We start from the raw sequence: 17,940 nt of genomic DNA, 5'->3' as shown, positions 1-17,940 counted from the left end.
GACGTGGCCGGATCCATGGCGCCCACCCGGCACTGTGGATCGGCGAAAGACGCGTCGAAGGACGTCGGAGCGCAATTAAGAAAGACAGTTATCAATTTATCTGACCGATACGATCTACTCGACGACCCGTCGTCCAGTAGTGCGCGCGCCCTCGATTACGTATCCTGCCGAAGGCACGCGCGCCCGTGACCCTCGGATCCTGGCCGGAGCCGCGGGTGGCCGGTTCGGGTGTCGTCCCTGACGCATCCATTCCGGCGAGGTCTGATGGAAACCCAGAACTGGCCGATCCGCTCGAAGATCGTCGCGCTGGTCGCCGTGCCGATCGTCGCGCTACTGGCGCTCTGGATCTTTGCGACCACGCTCACCGTGGCGCCCGCGTCGAGCCTGCTCGCCGCGCGGACCCTCCTCGACGAGGTCGGTCGGCCGGGTGAGGCCCTCGTCGTGGAGTTGCAGCAGGAGCGGCGACTCTCGGTGCTCCAACTGACCGACCGGAACAGCACCCCGGCCCTGACCGACCAGCGCGCCCGTACCGACCAGGCGATCGCCGAATTCCGCCGCCGTACGTCGAGCGGCGATCTCCGGGACAGCACCAGTGAGTTGCTCGACGCCCGGGTCGACCAACTGCTCACCGCCGTGGAGGCGCTGCCGTCCGGGCGGGTGTTCATCGACCGACGCTCGGTCGATGCCAGTGGGGCGTTGGGGCTCTACAGCGGCGTCATCGACGCGGCGTTCCGGACGTTCGCCGCGCTGAACACGCTGCCCGACGACACCCTGAACCGGGAGGCGCGGAGCCTGACCGAACTCGGCCGGGCCCGCGAGGTTCTCGCCCAGGCCGACGCGCTGCTCGCCGGAGTCTTCAGCGCCGGGCGATTCGGCCCGGGGGAGCACGCCCAGATCGTGCAGATCATCGGCACCCACCGGTTCCTCTACGCCGAGGTGATCGCGGACCTTCCGGACGCCGACCGGGCCGATTACCAGCGCCTCACCGAGGGCGACTCGTTCGTCCGGCTGCGTCGGATGGAGGACGACCTGATCGGCCGGGGCGGCACCAGTGTCGCCCTGCCGGTCACCGGCCAGGCCTGGCAGAGCAGCTACGAACAGGTCCAGCGGGAACTGCGGGAGTTCGAACTCGCCGGAGCCGAGGGGCTGACCGAGCGGAGCAGGCCGGTCGCGCTCGGCATCCTGGTCCGGCTGGGCCTGGCCGGGCTGCTCGGATTCGCCGCCGTACTGATCTCGGCGGTCATCGCGCTGCGGATCGGCCGGTCCCTGGTCCGGCGGCTGACCAGCCTGCGCGCCGACGCGCTGGTGATGGCCAACGACCGGCTACCCGACGTCGTCGGGCGCCTGCGTAAGGGCGAGGATGTGGACGTCGCGCGCGAGGCGCCGCCGCTCGACTACGGCAAGGACGAGATCGGCCAGGTCGGCCAGGCGTTCAGCGAGGTACAGCAGACCGCCATCGCCTCGGCGATCGACGAGGCCGCGCTGCGGCGTGGTCTCCGGGACGTCTTCCTCAACATCGCCCGGCGCAGCCAGACCCTGCTGCACCGCCAACTCGCGCTGCTGGACCGGATGGAGCGGCGGGTCGCCCAGCCGGACGAACTGGCCGACCTCTTCCGGCTCGACCACATGGCCACCCGGATGCGGCGGCACGCCGAGGACCTGGTCGTACTCGCCGGCGCGGCACCCGGGCGTGGCTGGCGCAACCCGGTGTCCATGGTGGACGTCATCCGGGGTGCGATCTCGGAGGTGGAGGACTACGCGCGGGTCGACCTGGTCAGCGTGCCGCCGGCCGCCACCGCCGGTCGGGCGGTCGGTGACGTCATCCACCTGCTGGCCGAGCTGATCGAGAACGCGACGTCGTTCTCGCCGCCACACACCCGGGTACATATCACCGGGCACGAGGTGGCGAACGGCTACGTGATCGAGATCGAGGATCGTGGCCTGGGCATGACCGCCGAGGCCATCGAGCAGGCCAACCGCCGGCTGGTCGACCCGCCGGACTTCGATCCGGCGAACAGCGCCCGACTCGGCCTGTTCGTGGTGGCGCTGCTCGGAGCCCGGCACGGCGTCCAGGTGGAACTGCGGGTCTCCCCGTACGGCGGGGTGACCGCGGTCGTCCGGATTCCCGGTGACCTCGTGGTGCCCGACACCGGTACGCCAGCCCTGCCCACCGGCCGGTCCGGCGCGGCGGCGGACGACGCGGCGGCGGACGGGGGTGGATCCGGCGCGGAGCCGAGGCGACCCGATCCGGCGCCGACCGGTCCGGCGGCGCCCGGGCCGGTGACAGTGCCGACGCCGGCCGGTCCGACGTCCGGGGCCGGCCCGGCACGGCCAACTTCGGCGGCGCCAACTTCGGCGGCGCCGACCTCGGCCTCGCAGGCAACGCCGACGCCGCGGTCCGGGTCCGGGTCGGGATCCGGGCTCGGGCCCCGGCGAAAGGCCGGCGCGGCCCTGGAGGCCCTGGTCGCCGCCAGCGCCAAGGCCGGTGCCGGCGCCGTACGGCCCACCGCCGCCGATCCCGCCGCACGCCGGCCGGGTGCTGCCGATCCTGCCGCACTCAGGCCGGGTGCCGTCGATCCTGCTGCACCCCGGCCGGGTGCCGTCGATCCTGGTGCACCTCGACCGGGGGAGTCCCCTGTCGAGACGTCCGGGGGCGGGGCGGCCGATGTCACCGGCAGTGGTGCCGAGGGCGTCGCCGCCACGCAACCGTCGGCCAGGCCGGTCAGGAAGCCACTGGGCAGCGGTGTCGAGCAGTCGGCGGCGGGCGGTGCCAGGACCACCGACGGCGGTGCCGCCGGGACGGGGATGACCGACGACACCGTGGTCATCCCGGTCGTTACGGCGGGTGGCCCGGTGCGCCCGGCGGCGGCACCGGTGGGCGAGGACGGCCTGCCCCGGCGAGTCCGGCAGACCAGCCTCGCGCCGCAGTTGCGGAACGGTCCGGGCGCCGCCTCGGACCGCACCGGCCGGGACCGGACCGCTCGCGAGCGGACCGCCGGGGGTACGGCGGGCAACGGGGTGAGCCCGGTCGTCGACCAGTTGCCGGACGAGCCGCCGCCGCGCACACCGGAGCAGATCCGGGCCGTGATGTCGGCGCTCCAGGCGGGTACGGCGCGGGGGCGTCGCGATGCCGACCCGCCCGCGCCGGCCGGCGGTACCTCTGATACCTCCACCCGGGTCACCGATCCGGGTTCCACAAATTCTGAAGGGGACGGGTGAGTGGTGCACACGACGAGGCCGGGCGCGGATCTCAATTGGCTGCTCGACGATCTCGTGGAGCGCGTACCGTCCGCGCAGCAGGCCGTGCTGCTCTCGGCGGACGGGCTGCTGATGGCCGCCTCACAGGACCTGAGCCAGGAGGGCGCGGAGCACATGGCGGCGATGGCCGCCGGCTTCCAGAGCCTGGCGAAGGGGGCGAGCCGGCACTTCGAGGCCGGTCCGGTCCGACAGACCGTGATCGAGATGGAGTCGGCCTTCCTCTTCGTCACCGCCGCCGGCCAGGGCGCCTGCCTGGCGGTACTGGCCAGTGCCGCCTCCGACATCGGGGTCATCGCGTACGAGATGGCGATGCTGGTGACCCGGGTCGGGCAGAACCTGACGGCGGCGAGCCGATCACCGAGGGCGCCGGCAGATGCGGAGTGAGGCGCCGGGGCCCCACCACGACTGGCTGGACGACGATGCCGGGCCGGTGGTTCGTCCGTACACGATGACCGGAGGTCGGGTCCAGCCGGTGGCGGGTGGATTCGACCTGATGGCCTTCGTGGTGGCCGGCCCACCCGGCAATGGCGGCGAGCAGTCGCCGCCACAGCCGGAGCATCAGGCGATCATCTCGATGGCACAGCAGCCGATCTCCGTGGCTGACCTGGCCGCGGACCTCAACCTGCCGGTGGGCGTGGTACGCGTGCTGCTCGGCGACCTGCTCGCCAGCGACCGGATCTCGATGTACGAGCCGCCCGCGTCGCGCCAGTTCCCAGACGACGACATTCTCAAGGCGGTGGTCAATGGACTCCGGGCGCTCTGACCAGGAGACGGCGAGACGGCGGATTCCGATCGCGCTGAAGATCCTGATCGCCGGTGGGTTCGGGGTCGGCAAGACGACCCTGGTCGGTTCGGTCAGCGAGATCCGTCCCCTGCAGACCGAGGAGGTGCTGACCGACGCCGGAGTCGGCTACGACGACCTGTACGGCGTGGAGGGCAAGCAGACCACCACGGTCGCGATGGACTTCGGCCGGATCACCATCAACGAGGATCTCCAGGTCTACCTGTTCGGCACCCCCGGGCAGGACCGCTTCTGGTTCCTCTGGGACGAGTTGGCGTTCGGCGCGCTCGGTGCGGTGGTGCTCGCCGACACCCGCCGGCTCGCCGACTGCTTCCCGTCGGTGGACTACTTCGAACGCCGGGGAATCCCGTTCGTGGTCGCGGTCAACTGCTTCGACGGCGCCAAACGATTCGGCATCGACGCGGTGCGTACCGCGCTCGACCTGGACCCGGAGGTGCCCGTCGTACTCTTCGACGCCCGGGAGCGGCAGTCCGGCAAGGTGGTGCTGGTCGCCCTCGTCGAGCATGTCGCGCAGCGGCGCGGCGAGCGGGTGACGGCCGGCTGACGGGCGGCTGACGGGCGGCCCCGCCGGCATTCGTCGGGGGGTCAGCCGTCGACGATCAGCACCTCCAGCCGCCGAGGGCCGTGCACGCCCTCCACCCGGTCGAGTTCGATGTCGCTGGTCGCCGACGGCCCGGAGACCAGGGTGAGTGGCCGGGTGGGATCGGCGAGCCGGGCGAGTGCCTCCGGCAGCCCGCCGACCACCTGGTCGGTGCGTACCACGCAGAGGTGGTGGTCGGGGACCAGGCTCAGCAGCCGGCGCCCCTGGTCCGGGCCGCCGTCCAGGATCAGCGTTCCGGTCTCCGCGATCGCCACCGCGCAGCCGGTGAGCACGGCTAGCCCCGGCGCGTCGAGGTCGGCCACGGTCAGCGGGTCCGGGTCACCGTCCCGGCGGATCCCACCCGGGTACGCCGACAGCCAACCCTCCGGAACCCCTGCCGGTACGACGACCGTCGGCACCTCGCCCAGCAGCTCGGCCAGCGCCTCGGTCACCCCGTCCGGCGTGCAGCGTCGTACCGTGGCCCGATAGTCGACCAGGCGGTCGATCAGCAGTTCCACCCGGTCCCGATCGGCCTGCCCGGCGTCGGGCGTACCGGTGGCCGGGGCGGTGTGGTAGTCGCGGGGGACCCGTACCGGCTCGGTCGGCCGGGCGGCCCGGATCCGGGCGAGCACCTCGTCCCGGGCGGAACCCTGGCCCGCCGCCGCGCCGCCGGTACGGCTGGCAGAGGTCACGATCGTCCTCCTCCGTGGGTGCTCCGGTCCCGGCCGGCCCACCAGTCCCGGAACGTCTCGGCGGCCGGTAGCGGGGCGTCCCGGCTCGCGGTCCAGGCCGACAGCGGCCACGGCAGTCGGCGTACCTGTCCCCGTCGCCCGGTGACCCAGCGGAGCGGGGCCGAGCCCCGGCGGGCGGCCCGCAGCGCCGCCGCGTACCGCCGACGGTCCCGCATCACCCAGGACATCGCCTGCATCGCGGTGCGTTCCGCCGACGGTCGGCCCCGGCGGGCATCCACCCCGCGCTGGCGCAGGTGGACCAGGACCTGCGGGATGTCGATCCGTACCGGGCAGGCGTCGAAGCAGGCGCCGCAGAGCGTCGAGGCGTACGGCAGGGTGCGGTTGGCACCGGCGTCCGGGCCGGTCATCTGCGGCGACAGGATCGCGCCGATCGGTCCCGGGTAGACCGACCCGTACGCGTGCCCGCCGACTCGTTCGTAGACCGGGCACACGTTCAGGCAGGCCGAGCAGCGGATGCAGCGCAGCGCCTGCCGGCCGACCGGATCGGCGAGCGTCTCGGTACGACCGTTGTCCACCAGCACGATGTGTAAGGTCTGCGGCCCGTCCCCCGGCGTCACCCCGGTCCACAACGACGTGTACGGGTTCATCCGCTCACCGGTCGAGGAGCGGGGCAGCAGTTGCAGGAAGACCTCCAGGTCGCGGAAGGTCGGCAGCAGCTTCTCCACCCCGACCACGGAGATCAGTGTCTCCGGCAGGGTGAGGCACATCCGTCCGTTGCCCTCGGACTCGACGACCGCGAGGGTGCCGGTCTCGGCGATCGCGAAGTTGGCGCCGGAGATCGCCACCCGGGCGCTGAGGAACTTCGCCCGCAGGTGCCGGCGGGCCGCCTCGGCGAGTGCGGCCGGTTCGTCGGTGAGCGAGGCGACGTCCACTCCGGGCATCCGGCTGGCGAAGATGTCCCGGATCTGCCGGCGGTTGTAGTGGATCGCCGGCACCAGGATGTGCGACGGGGTGTCGTCGGCGAGTTGCACGATCAGTTCGGCGAGGTCGGTCTCCACCGCCGCGATGCCGGCCTCGGCGAGTGCCTCGTTGAGGCCGATCTCCTGGGTGGCCATCGACTTGACCTTGACCACCTCGGTGCTGCCGGTCTGCTGGACGAGTCCGGTGACCACCGCGCACGCCTCGGTCGAGTCCCGGGCCCAGTGCACCGTCGCGCCCGCCGCGATGGCGGCCGCCTCGAACTGTTCCAGCAGTTCCGGCATCCGGGCCAGCACGTCGTCCTTGATCGCCGCACCGGAGCGCCGCAGCGCCTCCCAGTCGGGTACCTCGCCGACCACCCGGAGCCGCTTGTCCCGGATGGTGTGGGTCGCCCGGCGCAGGTTGGCCCGGAGCTGCCCGTCGGCCAGCTCGCGTCGGGCCGCCGTCGGGAACGGCAGCGGCGCGACGATGTTCCCCGTACCACCGGTCATTACCGCTCCTCGGTGCGCTCGTCGGGGCCACGCCCTGGTCGACCGGGCCGGCTGATGACCTCGCTCCGCTCGGTCACGACCGTTCCTGCCCGGTACCGGCGAGGATCTCCGCGTAGTGGATGGCGCGTACGCCGGGTGCCGGGCTCGACCGGTTGCGGCGGCTCAGGCCACCGCCGATGTGCGCCAGGCAGGAGTTGTCCGCCGCCGCCACGTACGCCGCGCCGGTGTCGCAGACGGCGGTGCACTTGTCGGTGAGCATCGCGGCGGAGACGTCGGCGTTCTTGACCGCGAAGGTGCCGCCGAAGCCGCAGCACTCCTGCGCGCCGGGCAGGTCGACCAGGTCCAGCCCGCGTACCGCCCGCAGCAGGCGCAGTGGCCGGTCGCCGAGCCGCAGCATCCGCAGGCCGTGACAGGTCGGGTGGTAGGTGACCCGGTGCGGGAAGGAGGCGCCGACGTCGGTCACCCCGAGCACGTCCACCAGCAGTTCGGAGAGTTCGTAGACCCGGGGCGCGAGGTCGGTGACCGCCGCCGCCAGCCCCGGATCGGACTCGGCCAACCGGGGGTACGAGTCCCGCACCATCGCCACGCACGAGCCGGACGGGGCGACCACGGCGTCGTACCCGGTGAAGGTGTCGACGAAGCCACGGACCAGCGGCAGCGACTCGGCCCGGTACCCGCTGTTGGCGTGCATCTGCCCGCAGCAGGATTGTTCGAGCGGAAACTCGACGGTGTGGCCGAGCCGTTCCAGGATGCGTACGACGGCCCGGCCGGTGCCGGGGAACACCAGGTCGTTGACGCAGGTCACGAAGAGGGCGATGCGCACGGTCAGGACCTTTCGAAGAACGGCAGGTGCCGGTCGGCGGCGGCGAGCAGGTGACCGCGCATCGCCGCGCCGGCGGCGTCCGGCTTCCCGGTCGCCACCGCGTCGACGATCTGTAGGTGTTCTCGGCCGCTGGTCCCGTGGTGGGCGGTCGGGAAGTGCAGCCGGAAGAGGTGCAGGTGGGCCCGGAGCCGGACCACCGCCCCATGCAGCATCCGGTTGCCGGACCGCTCGGCGAGCAGGTGGTGGAACCGCGCGTCCTGGGCGGTGAACGCGGCGATCGCGGCGAAGCCCTCGGTTCCGGGTACCGGGTCGGGCAGTTCGGCCTCCCGACGGAGCTGCGTCAACTCGTCGGCCAGCCCGTCGGGCGGTCCGCCGCGTTCGCCAACCAGCTGTCCCGCGACCCGTTCGGCGAGCCGGCGTACCGCCGCCGTTTCGAGGATCAGCCGCATCTCCACCAGTTCGTCGAACTCGACCCGGGTGAGCAGCGGTGCCGCGGTGTAGCCGGCCAGTGGCCGTTTCCGGACCAGGCCGTCGGACTCCAGCCGGGCGAGCGCCTCGCGGACCGGGGTGGGGGAGACCTCCAGGCGGCGGGCCAGCGCGTCGATGTTGATCCGTTCGCCCGGCGCCACGGCGTGGTCCATCACCAGCGCCCGTACCGACTCGTAGACGTCGTCGGCGAGCGTCGTCCGGCGGGCCGGACGCAGCAGACCGTTCACGATCGAAGATCCTATAGGAAACACCGTGCAGCGGGAAGATCCCGTACGGCCGGGCCGGTCAGGCCGTCGATCGGGTGGCGCCGTTGTGGACGGCGCGGGCGGCACCTTCGCGGGACGGGGCGGACCGACCGGCGGCAACGGCCGGCAACCTCCGGCGCGCTCTGGTTTGATCGTGGGCGGAGCGGCTCGACCATGGGGTGGGCCGGGGATGGGGCGACGGATGTCCGGCACCGGCATCGTGCATATCGGCTGCTACACGGCGGAGAGCGGAGGGCGCGGGACCGGCATCGTCGCGGCGCGCCGGGACGCGGTGGGCGGTGGGCTCACCGTCCTCGGCGTGGTCGCCAGCACGCCGTCGCCGTCGTTCCTGGCCCGGCATCCCCGGCTGCCCGTGCTGTACGCGGTCAACGAGTTGGCCGACGGCACCGTGAGCGCCTGGACGATCCACACCGATGGTGCGCTGACCGCGCTCGGGGTCCGGTCCACCGGTGGCGAGAGCCCCTGTCACGTCGCCGTCGACCCGGCCGGGGAGTTCCTGTTCGTGGCCAACTACGGCAGCGGTAGCGTCGCCGTACATCCGCTGGACGCGACGGGGGCGCCGCAGGAGCGTACGGACCTGGTCACGCACGAGGGGCACGGTGTCGTACCGGACCGGCAGGAGCGGGCGCACGCGCACATGGTCTCGCCCGATCCGGCCGGTGCCGGCCTGCTCGCGGTCGACCTCGGCACCGACTCCATCTACCGGTACGAGCGGGATCCCGAGGGGCGGTTGCGGCAGACCGCCCGGGTACGCACCCAACCCGCCACCGGCCCTCGGCACCTGGCCCGGCACCCCGACGGTCGACGGTTCTTCGTGGCCGGCGAGCTGGACGCCTCGGTGACGGCGTACGGCTGGGACGGCGCCGACGGGCTGACCGAGCGGGGGCGGGTCGAGGCCAGTCGACGACCCGGGCACGTCCAACCGTCGGAGATCGCCGTCGGCCCGGACGGCCGCTTCCTGTACCTCAGTAACCGGGGGGTCGGCACCGTCACGGCGTACGCCCTCGACGGCGAACTGCCACGCTACGTGACGGAGGTTTCCGGCGTCGGGGACTGGCCGCGGCATCTGGCGTTGCTCGGCGGGCACCTCTACGTGGCGGAGGAGCGGGCCGATGTGGTCGCGGTGTTCCCGCTCGACCCGGGGACCGGAGAGCCCTCGGCGGCGGCGACCATCCAGGTCGAGGTGGCCAGTCCGACGTGCGTACTCGGGGAGAGGCCCTTAATTCTTCCATAAATATCTATAAGATCATTTTACCCGCTCGATGGGCTGAACCGGCCTTCCTGGGCGATCTACTCGACAGTCAGTCGTCGAACGGGCACCCCCGGTAAAGTTTCTTCATAAAGACTCTGCCGGCTAGGTAACATTCCCCCACTCGCCCCTGGCACGACTTCGCAGAAGCCCGCAAGATGGTCAGGTGCCTGGCCGCCATCGCATGCGTAGCAGTATCCGAGGGACCGGCGCCATCGTTATGGCGATGGCGCTCGTCCTTGTCGTCTCCGTCGGCGGGTGGTTCGGCTACCAGCAGTGGGCCGGTCCGAACTGCACCGGCGAGCTGAAGCTGTCGCTCGCCGCGGCACCCGAGATCGCTCCGGCGGTCCAGGCGACCGCCGCCCAGTTGGTGACCGACGGTGCGGAGGTCGACGGTCTCTGCGTCGCCGTCGAGGTCACCGCGGCCGAGGCGGTGGACGTGGCCGCCGCGATCGCCGGCCAGCACGGCGTGTCGTTGTCCGGGGTCGGTCAGGCCAGTGGCGGCGCGACGCTGCCCAACGTGTGGCTGCCGGACTCCTCCAGCTGGCTGCTCCGACTGCGTCAGCAGGCGCCGGCCTTCGAGCCGCAGAACGGAGCGTCGATCGCCCGTAGCCCGGTCGTGGTGGCCATGCCGGAGCCGATCGCCGCCACCGTCGGCTGGCCACAGAAGCAGCTCGGTTGGACCGATCTGCTCAAGACCATCACCACCGGGACCCAGCTCCGTACCGGCATCGTCGAGCCGAGCCGGGACGCGGCGGGCCTGGCCGGACTGCTCTCGCTGGCCGGCGCCGCGCAGTCGTCCGGAGCCCAGGCGACACAGGCGACCACGGCGGCGCTGCGGGCGCTGGCCACCGGCCGGGCGGCCGTCCGCGACGAGCTGATCGCCCGGTTCCCCCGGGCGACCGACCCGGCGTCCATGGCGTCCAGCCTCGGCGCCGCGGCGCTCTCCGAAGAGGACGTCATCGAGTTCAACAAGAAGAAGCCGCCGATCCCGCTCGCCGCGCTCTATCTCGAACCCGCGCCGCTGTCGCTCGACTACCCGTTCGCCGTGATGCCCGGCACAGAGCCGGACAAGGTCGCCGCCGCCCAGCAGTTGTTCACCGCCCTGGACAGTGCCGGTTTCCACAACCGGCTGGCCGGGCAGGGACTGCGGGGCCCGGACGGCACCTGGGGGGACGGCTTCGTGGCCCCGCGCGGCGCGCCGAGCCCGGCGGGTAGCACGCCGACGCCGAGCAGCGGACCGAACCCCGGAGGTACGGCGGCCGGCATCAAGAACGCGGCGGCGATCGAGCAGGTCCTGTCCAGTTGGTCGGTCGCCACCCAGTCCGGCCGGTTGCTCGCGATCATCGACGTCTCCGGTTCGATGAACGCGAAGGTGCCGACCGCCAACAACGCCACCCGGATGACGGTCACCCTGGAGACGGCCAAGCGCGGGCTCGCGCTCTTCGACGACTCCTGGGCGCTCGGCCTCTGGGTCTTCTCCACGGAGTTGGTCGGCACCCGGGACTACCGCTCCCTGGTGCCGATCGGGCCACTGTCCAGTTCGCGCGGCAGGTTGGAGAACGGCCTGGCCACCATCAAGCCGAAGCGCGGCGGCGACACCGGTCTGTTCGACACGGCCCTCGCCGGCTACAAGGCGGTGCAGGAGGACTGGGAGCCCGGCCGGGTCAACTCGGTGTTGATGCTGACCGACGGCAAGAACGACGACGACAACGGCATCAGCCAGGCCGCGCTGCTCGCCGAGTTGAAACGGATCGAGGATCCCGAGCGCCCGGTCCAGGTCGTGATCATCGGTATCGGCAACGAGGTGGACAAGGCCGAGCTGGACTCGATCACCAAGGTGACCGGCGGCGGCGTCTTCGTCACCGAGGACCCGGCGAAGATCGGCGACATCTTCCTCCGGGCGATCGCGCTCCGGCCGACGGCTCCCCGCTGACCGGGACGGCCCCGCCGTCCCCGTGCCGAGACCCCTCCGACCCGCGTCGGAGGGGTCTGAGGTGAGCAGGTTTACGACCGGCGACGCAAACAATTGACGGTAATCCGTCGGAAGCGCTCAGTAGTCTCGCCGGTACGCGAAGATGTCGAAGTGCCCCCGGACCGCTTGATCAGCAGATCGAGCGGCTGACGGGTTACCCCCTGGAGCGAGGGAGGGCCGGTGACATCGGCGACTCTGCTGAGCCCTACCACGATGCCTCCGGAACCCACCTCGGGGACGGCCGCGCCCCTGTCCCGGGCGCGGCAGCGGGGCTACATCCGGACCATCCTGATCCTCGACACGGTCATCCTGGTGCTGGCGGTGATCGGCGGCTACTTCGCCCGGTTCGGTGGTGACGAGCCACGCGGATCCGACATCCCGTACGTGATCGTCGGCCCGGTACTGGTGCTCGCCTGGCTGGCCTCGCTCAAGGCACTGCGCTGCTACGACCACCGGGTGCTCGGTTACGGCGCCGACGAGTACCGACGGGTCAGCGCGGCCAGTCTCCGGCTCGCCGGTGGGGTCGCGATCGCCGGCTACCTCGCCGACGTCGGGGTCTCCCGTGGTTTCCTCGGCATCTCGTTCGCGGTCGGCACGGTCGGACTGGTGATCGCCCGCTTCGCGGCCCGCAAGCGACTGCACTGGTCCCGTTCCCGGGGTGCCGGTTGGTCCCGCCGGGTGCTGGCGGTCGGCGACACCGCACACGTGCTGGAGCTGGTGCACACGCTGCGCCGCGAGCCGTACGCCGGGTACCAGGTGGTGGGGGCGTGCATTCCGGACGCACTGCTCGCCCCGGTGCCGCAACGGCTCGGCGACGTACCGGTGCTGGGGTCGTTCCGGGCGATCCTGGACGCCGCCGCCGCGATCAACGCCGACACGGTCGCGGTGACCGCCAGCAACGAGCTGACCGCCACCAGGCTGCGCCGACTCGGCTGGCAGTTGGAGGGGACCGGCATCGACCTGGTGCTGGCCCCGGCGCTGACCGACGTCGCCGGCCCACGGATCCACACCCAACCGGTCGCCGGGCTGCCGCTCATCCACGTCGAGGCGCCGGAGTTCCGGGGCGCCCGAAAACTCATCAAGAGCTTCGTGGACCGTGCGCTGTCGTTCACGGCGCTGACAGCGCTGCTGCCGCTGCTGGCCGTCATCGCGTTGGCCATCAAGCTGAACAGCAGAGGGCCGGTGATCTTCCGGCAGATCCGGGTCGGTCGGGGCGGTCGGGAGTTCGGCGTCTACAAGTTCCGGACCATGGTGGTCAACGCCGACGCGCTCCTCGCCGAGCTGGCCGCGAAGAACGAGACCGACGGGCTGATGTTCAAGATCCGTAAGGATCCCCGGGTCACCCGGGTCGGTCGCGTGCTGCGCAAATGGTCCCTCGACGAGTTGCCGCAGCTCGCCAACGTCCTCTTCGGACACATGAGCCTGGTCGGACCACGCCCACCGCTGCCCTCCGAGGTCGCCCGGTACGACGGCGACGTCGCCCGCCGACTGCTGGTGAAGCCGGGCATCACCGGACTCTGGCAGATCAGCGGCCGATCGGACCTGAGCTGGGAGGACGGCATCCGGCTCGATCTCTACTACGTGGAGAACTGGTCGCTGGCCGCCGACCTGACCATCCTGTGGAAGACGGTCGGCGCGGTGGTCCGCACCCGGGGCGCGTACTGAGGTCGGCGGGCGGGTAGCCACCCCGCGCGGTTCAGACCCTGCCGGTCCAGTCCAGGCACACGACCACCGCGTCGTCCACCAGGTCGCTGCCGACGAACGCCCGCAGGTCGCCCAGCAGCGACCGTACCGCCTCCAGCGGCGCCATCGACCTGGTCCGGCGGACGGACCGGTGCAGTGCCGTCTCGCCGTACCGGGCGGTCTGGGAGGCCGCCTCGGGGACGCCGTCGCTGACCACGAAGAGCCGGTCGCCGACCGACAGCTCGAACCGCTGGGACTGGTAGAGGGTGCCGTCGAACATGCCGAGCGGGAACTGGTCGTCCAGCGGCTGCTCGATGACCTCGGAGCCCCGGAGTACGAGCAGCCGGGGCGAGCCGGCGTCCACCGCGGTCACCACTCCGGTTTGCAGGTCCAGCTCCAACAGCAGCGCGGACAGGTGCTGGATGCCCTGGTGGTAGGAGTAGATCGCCTGGTCGGCCAGGGACGCCTGGTCGGCCAGTTCGAGCCCGGCCCGCCGGGCGTTGCGCAGGGCGTTGGTGCCGAGGCAGGTGAGCATCGAGGCGGTCACGCCCTCGCCCATGCCGTTGACCGTCGACAGCCACACCCGCTGGCCGTCGTCCGCCCAGTCGAAGCTGTCGCCGCGCACCGCGTACGCCGGTTCGAGCTGCCCGGCCAGGCTGAACGACGGGCGGATCCGGCTCCGGCCGGGCAGTAGCTCCCACTGCATCTCGGCGGCCAGGGTCAGTCGGCGGGTCCGGGCCCCCACCGCGTACCGGTCGGTCCCCGGCCGTACCGCCACCAGCTCGTGCGCCAGCGTCGTGGCCACCTCGGCCAGCTCGCCCCGCCGCTCCGGGTCGTCGGGGACCGGTGCCAGCCGGAGTACGCCGAGCCGATCCCCCCGCATCGTGACCGGAACGTGCAGGGCGCCGCCCTGGACCACCTCCGACTGGTGGTCGAAGCACCGCCAGGCCGGGGTGCCGGCACCGATCACCGGCTCGGCGCCGCTCAACGGCACCAGTGCGGCGAGCCGGTAGTCCACCTGGAGAAGTTCCGTCTCCGTCGTCCCGTACGTCCTGGCCAGCTCCGTACCGAGACGTTCGAGAAGGAGATCCGCCGGGGCGGCGGCCAGGCAGCGACGTACCCCGAGCAACCGGTCGGTCATCCGCGTGCCGCCGCCCGGATCGGTCGTTCCGGTCGCCCGATCCACCCGCTCACCGATGCGGCCGTCTGGGCGGCGGCGGTAGTGTCGGGATCACCATGGCTGAATCCGGCGGTCCTGGCGGACCGGATGCGACGCTCGCCACGGCGGTGGACACCGCCGCGGCGGCACTGCTGTCGGTCTGGGATGCGGCTCGGGAGCGTTCGACCGGACGGCTGTCCAGTTCCCAACTGCGGGCGCTGATGGTGGTCGAACAGTTCGACGGGATCAACCTCCGGGGTCTGGCCGGCATCCTCGGCATGCTGCTCTCCTCGGCGAGTCGGCTCTGTGACCGGCTGGTCGCCGCCGGGCTCCTGGAACGCGAACCGGGTCGTGCCGACCGCCGGGAGATCTCCCTGCATCTCACCACGGTAGGCGGCCGGCTGTTGGACGAGATCCGGGCTGACCGCCGGGAGCGGCTGGCCGCCACCCTCGCCGGGATGACTCCGGCCGGACGACAGGCGCTGCTGCGCGGGCTCGCCGAATTCGACCAGGCCTTCCGGGCCAACGTCGAGACCACCGAGAAGACCGCCTGACCGACCGGGCCGGTCCGGCCGGCGGCGTGGCCGAACCGTCGCCCGTGCCGTGGCGCCGTCGGCGCGCCGGTCCGGGCCGTCGTCTACGACCCGTCCTCCGTGTGCTCGAGCGGTGCACATCGGCGCTGGCACTCCTGTCGCCCAGAGATGGTTGCGGATTGGAGATAGTTGTCCGTCGGCAACAATAGCGAGCCGGCTTCGGCCGCGTCGCTACGGCTGGCCCGGGGCGCGAAACAGCCGTCCGGACGGCCGGGCCGGGCGGGAGGAGTGGGACGGCAGGAGTGGGGCGGGTCAGCGGAGTGGGCGGGCCAGCCAGCGGGCGGGCTGCTCCAGCACCGTACGGACCACCGAGCCGGCGGCACCGACCGCCGCGCCGTCCCCGCCGAGCAGTGCCGGGCGTACGGTGACCGGCGACCAGGCGGCGGTCAGCACCCGGCGGCGGATCTCGGCCTCGACCGGCGGGCCCAGCCAACCGGCGAGTGGCGCGTAGACGCCGCCGAGGACCACGGTGTCCACGTCCAGCAGGTTGATCACCCCGGCGATGGCGACCCCGAGCGCGGTGGCCGCCTCGACCAGTGCGCGGCGGGCGGTCGGCTCGTCGCGGCCGGCGGCCTCGATCAGCCGGGCGAGCGGGGTGGGGCCGTCGGTCAGGCCGGCGCCGGCCAGAATGGCCTCCTGACCGGCGTACTGCTCCAGACAGCCGAGCCCGCCGCAGCGGCAGGGCCGGCCGTCCGGATGTACGGGCACGTGGCCGAGTTCGCCGCTCCAGCCTCGGGCGCCCCGGAACAGGGTGCCGTGCAGCACGATCCCGGCGCCGATGCCGACCTCGCCGGAGATGTAGATGAAGTTGGCCGAGTCGGGCGGTCCGGCGTGCAGTTCGCCGAGGGCGGCGAGGTTCGCCTCGTTGTCCACGCTCAGTCCGCGTCCGCTTAGCATCGGATGCCCACCGAGCAGGGCCGGTACGTCCACGTCCCGCCAGCCGAGGTTCGGGGCGAGTCGGACGACTCCGGTGGCACTGACCAGTCCGGGCACCGCGAGTGCCGTACCGGCGAGCACCAGGTCCTGCCGGTCGGCCTCGGTGCCCGCCTCGGTGATCAGCTCGGCGACGAGTGCGAGTGCCTCGGCGGGCGGTACCGGTCGAAGGTCGATCCGGCGCACCGCGCGGTGCCGTACCGCTCCGGGAAGGTCGACCAGGACGGCCGCGAGATAGTCGACGTTGATCTCCAGACCGAGGCCGACCGGACCGTGACCGGCCAGGGTCAGACCCAGCGCGGGGCGGCCGGCGCCGGACCGTGGGGTCCGGACGACCTCGCTGAGCAGCCGCCCGGTGATCAGATCGTCGACCAGCGCGGAGACGGTGGCCCGGGTCAGCCCGGTGATGGTAGCCAGGTCGGCGCGGGACGGCGGCCGGGCGGCGGTGGCGATGTGCCGGAGCACCAGCGCCAGGTTGTGCTCGCGCAGACTGGCCTGCCGGACGGCGACACTCGCCGCGCCGACCGGCATCGCCGCGGGTTGCGCCACGGTATTGACAATGCCATACCGTGGTCAAATAATTCAACCGATAAACAAATCGGCCGGGTTGCCGGCATGTAACCCGGGATGTTCTTCACGTCGAGTCGGTCTCCTGGAGGTCACCATGGCAGCCCAACCAACCCCTGCCGACAAGTTCTCCTTCGGTCTCTGGACCGTCGGCTGGACCGCCCGTGACCCGTTCGGCGAGGCGACCCGGGCCGACCTCGACCCGGTCGAGGCGGTCAACCGGCTCGCCGAGCTGGGCGCGTACGGCATCACCTTCCACGACGACGACCTGATCCCGTTCGGCTCCGACAACACGGCCCGGGACCACCACATCGCCCGGTTCCGCAAGGCGCTGGACGAGACCGGTCTCGTCGTACCGATGGTCACCACCAACCTCTTCACCCACCCGGTCTTCAAGGACGGCGGCTTCACCAGCAACGACCGGGACGTACGCCGGTTCGCGCTGCGCAAGGTGCTCCGCAACATCGACCTCGCCGCCGAGCTGGGCGCGAGCACGTTCGTGATGTGGGGCGGCCGGGAAGGCGCCGAGTACGACGTCGCCAAGGACATCCGGGCCGCGCTCGACCGCTACCGCGAGGCGGTCAACCTGCTCTCCCAGTACGTCCTCGACCGGGGGTACGGGCTTCGGTTCGCGATCGAGCCGAAGCCGAACGAGCCCCGTGGCGACATCCTGCTGCCGACGGTCGGGCACGCGCTCGCGTTCATCAACGAGCTGGAGCACCCGGAGATGGTCGGCCTCAACCCCGAGGTCGGGCACGAGCAGATGGCCGGGCTCAACTACGCGCACGGGATCGCCCAGGCACTCTGGTCGGGCAAGCTGTTCCACCTCGACCTCAATGGTCAGCGTGGCATCAAGTACGACCAGGACCTGGTCTTCGGGCACGGCGACGTGATGAACGCGTTCGCCCTGGTCGACCTGCTGGAGAACGGTGGACCGCAGGGCGGACCGGCGTACACCGGGCCCCGGCACTTCGACTACAAGCCGTCCCGTACCGAGGACTACGCCGGGGTGTGGGCGTCGGCCGCGGCGAACATGCGGACGTACCTGCTGCTGAAGGAGCGGGCGGCGGCGTTCCGGGCCGACCCCGAGGTGCAGGAGGCGTTGGCCGCCAGCAAGGTCGGCGAGTTGTCCGCGCCGACGTTGAGCGAGGGCGAGACGTACGCCGATCTGCTCGCGGACCGGAGTGCGTTCGAGGACCTGGACGTGGACGCTGTCGCCGGGCGTGGGTTCGGGTTTGTTCGGCTCAACCAGCTTGCCCTGGAGCATCTGCTCGGCGCTCGCTGAGGTGGGGGTTGGGGGCCGGATCACCCGCTCTGGGCGGTCAGGCTTGATCCCGACGCGGGCGATCCGGCCCCCAACCCGACCTGGTCGCTGAGGTAAGGAAGGGCCCCTTCCTATCGC

The 17,940-nt window shown here is 71.9% G+C and carries 14 protein-coding genes and 1 pseudogene; 9 read left to right on the top strand and 6 right to left on the bottom strand.

Features of this window, described 5'->3' with window-relative positions:
- Positions 1–264: 264 nt before the first annotated feature.
- The 4 genes and pseudogenes from H4W31_RS42395 to H4W31_RS01595 form a co-directional block, all read left to right on the top strand.
- Positions 265–2,781 (top strand): annotated as a pseudogene (locus H4W31_RS42395) (nitrate- and nitrite sensing domain-containing protein); the annotation flags it as partial.
- A 438-nt stretch (positions 2,782–3,219) separates the two neighbouring features.
- Positions 3,220–3,642 carry a roadblock/LC7 domain-containing protein gene (locus H4W31_RS01605; RefSeq protein WP_192765008.1) on the top strand — a complete coding sequence of 141 codons (423 nt, stop codon included), beginning with the start codon at positions 3,220–3,222 and terminating at the stop codon, positions 3,640–3,642.
- Positions 3,632–4,021 carry a DUF742 domain-containing protein gene (locus tag H4W31_RS01600; RefSeq protein ID WP_192765007.1) on the top strand — a complete coding sequence of 130 codons (390 nt, stop codon included), beginning with the start codon at positions 3,632–3,634 and terminating at the stop codon, positions 4,019–4,021. The genes H4W31_RS01605 and H4W31_RS01600 overlap by 11 nt, the downstream gene beginning before the upstream one ends.
- Positions 4,002–4,604 carry a GTP-binding protein gene (locus tag H4W31_RS01595; protein WP_192765006.1) on the top strand — a complete coding sequence of 201 codons (603 nt, stop codon included), beginning with the start codon at positions 4,002–4,004 and terminating at the stop codon, positions 4,602–4,604. The genes H4W31_RS01600 and H4W31_RS01595 overlap by 20 nt, the downstream gene beginning before the upstream one ends.
- A gap of 41 nt (positions 4,605–4,645) precedes the next feature.
- Here the strand turns inward: H4W31_RS01595 and H4W31_RS44080 are convergent, their stop codons facing one another.
- The 4 genes from H4W31_RS44080 to H4W31_RS01575 form a co-directional block, all read right to left on the bottom strand.
- The gene (locus H4W31_RS44080) at positions 4,646–5,332 is read right to left on the bottom strand and encodes a LutC/YkgG family protein (protein WP_192765005.1); all 687 of its coding nucleotides are present in this window, start codon (positions 5,330–5,332) and stop codon (positions 4,646–4,648) included.
- Positions 5,329–6,801: a lactate utilization protein B gene (locus H4W31_RS01585; protein WP_192765004.1), complete on the bottom strand. Its 1,473-nt coding sequence runs from the start codon at positions 6,799–6,801 to the stop codon at positions 5,329–5,331. The genes H4W31_RS44080 and H4W31_RS01585 overlap by 4 nt, the downstream gene beginning before the upstream one ends.
- A gap of 73 nt (positions 6,802–6,874) precedes the next feature.
- On the bottom strand, positions 6,875–7,624 hold the full coding sequence (locus H4W31_RS01580; protein ID WP_192765003.1) for a (Fe-S)-binding protein: 750 nt from the start codon (positions 7,622–7,624) through the stop codon (positions 6,875–6,877).
- A gap of 2 nt (positions 7,625–7,626) precedes the next feature.
- Positions 7,627–8,340, bottom strand: coding sequence for a GntR family transcriptional regulator (locus H4W31_RS01575; protein ID WP_318782973.1), 714 nt, complete (start codon positions 8,338–8,340; stop codon positions 7,627–7,629).
- A 220-nt stretch (positions 8,341–8,560) separates the two neighbouring features.
- Here H4W31_RS01575 and H4W31_RS01570 point away from each other — a divergent pair, with 220 nt between their 5' ends.
- From H4W31_RS01570 to H4W31_RS01560, 3 genes are all read left to right on the top strand, one after another.
- Positions 8,561–9,613 (top strand): lactonase family protein, encoded by a 1,053-nt coding sequence (locus H4W31_RS01570; protein WP_192765001.1) that lies wholly within the window; start codon positions 8,561–8,563, stop codon positions 9,611–9,613.
- Positions 9,614–9,848: 235 nt separating this feature from the next.
- Complete coding sequence (locus H4W31_RS01565) at positions 9,849–11,564, top strand: VWA domain-containing protein (RefSeq protein ID WP_192771769.1); 1,716 nt, start codon at positions 9,849–9,851, stop codon at positions 11,562–11,564.
- Between the two features lie 219 nt (positions 11,565–11,783).
- Positions 11,784–13,268: a sugar transferase gene (locus tag H4W31_RS01560; protein WP_404825552.1), complete on the top strand. Its 1,485-nt coding sequence runs from the start codon at positions 11,784–11,786 to the stop codon at positions 13,266–13,268.
- Between the two features lie 31 nt (positions 13,269–13,299).
- Here the strand turns inward: H4W31_RS01560 and H4W31_RS01555 are convergent, their stop codons facing one another.
- Positions 13,300–14,472, bottom strand: coding sequence for a PP2C family protein-serine/threonine phosphatase (locus H4W31_RS01555; protein ID WP_318782972.1), 1,173 nt, complete (start codon positions 14,470–14,472; stop codon positions 13,300–13,302).
- A gap of 50 nt (positions 14,473–14,522) precedes the next feature.
- On the opposite strand from H4W31_RS01555, the gene H4W31_RS01550 reads away from it, so the two are divergent.
- Positions 14,523–14,999 (top strand): MarR family winged helix-turn-helix transcriptional regulator, encoded by a 477-nt coding sequence (locus tag H4W31_RS01550; RefSeq protein WP_192765000.1) that lies wholly within the window; start codon positions 14,523–14,525, stop codon positions 14,997–14,999.
- Between the two features lie 291 nt (positions 15,000–15,290).
- Here H4W31_RS01550 and H4W31_RS01545 read toward each other — a convergent pair whose 3' ends face one another.
- Positions 15,291–16,502: an ROK family transcriptional regulator gene (locus H4W31_RS01545; protein ID WP_192771766.1), complete on the bottom strand. Its 1,212-nt coding sequence runs from the start codon at positions 16,500–16,502 to the stop codon at positions 15,291–15,293.
- A 133-nt stretch (positions 16,503–16,635) separates the two neighbouring features.
- Between H4W31_RS01545 and xylA the strand changes: the two genes are divergently transcribed.
- Entirely contained in the window at positions 16,636–17,823 is a 1,188-nt protein-coding gene (xylA, locus tag H4W31_RS01540) for a xylose isomerase (protein ID WP_192764999.1), read from the top strand.
- Positions 17,824–17,940 lie beyond the last annotated feature (117 nt).

Source organism: Plantactinospora soyae, from assembly GCF_014874095.1.
GTDB classification, from domain to species: domain Bacteria; phylum Actinomycetota; class Actinomycetes; order Mycobacteriales; family Micromonosporaceae; genus Plantactinospora; species Plantactinospora soyae.
The sequence above is the reverse complement of the archived record's forward strand: the minus strand, read 5'-3'. Positions and strand labels throughout refer to the sequence as shown.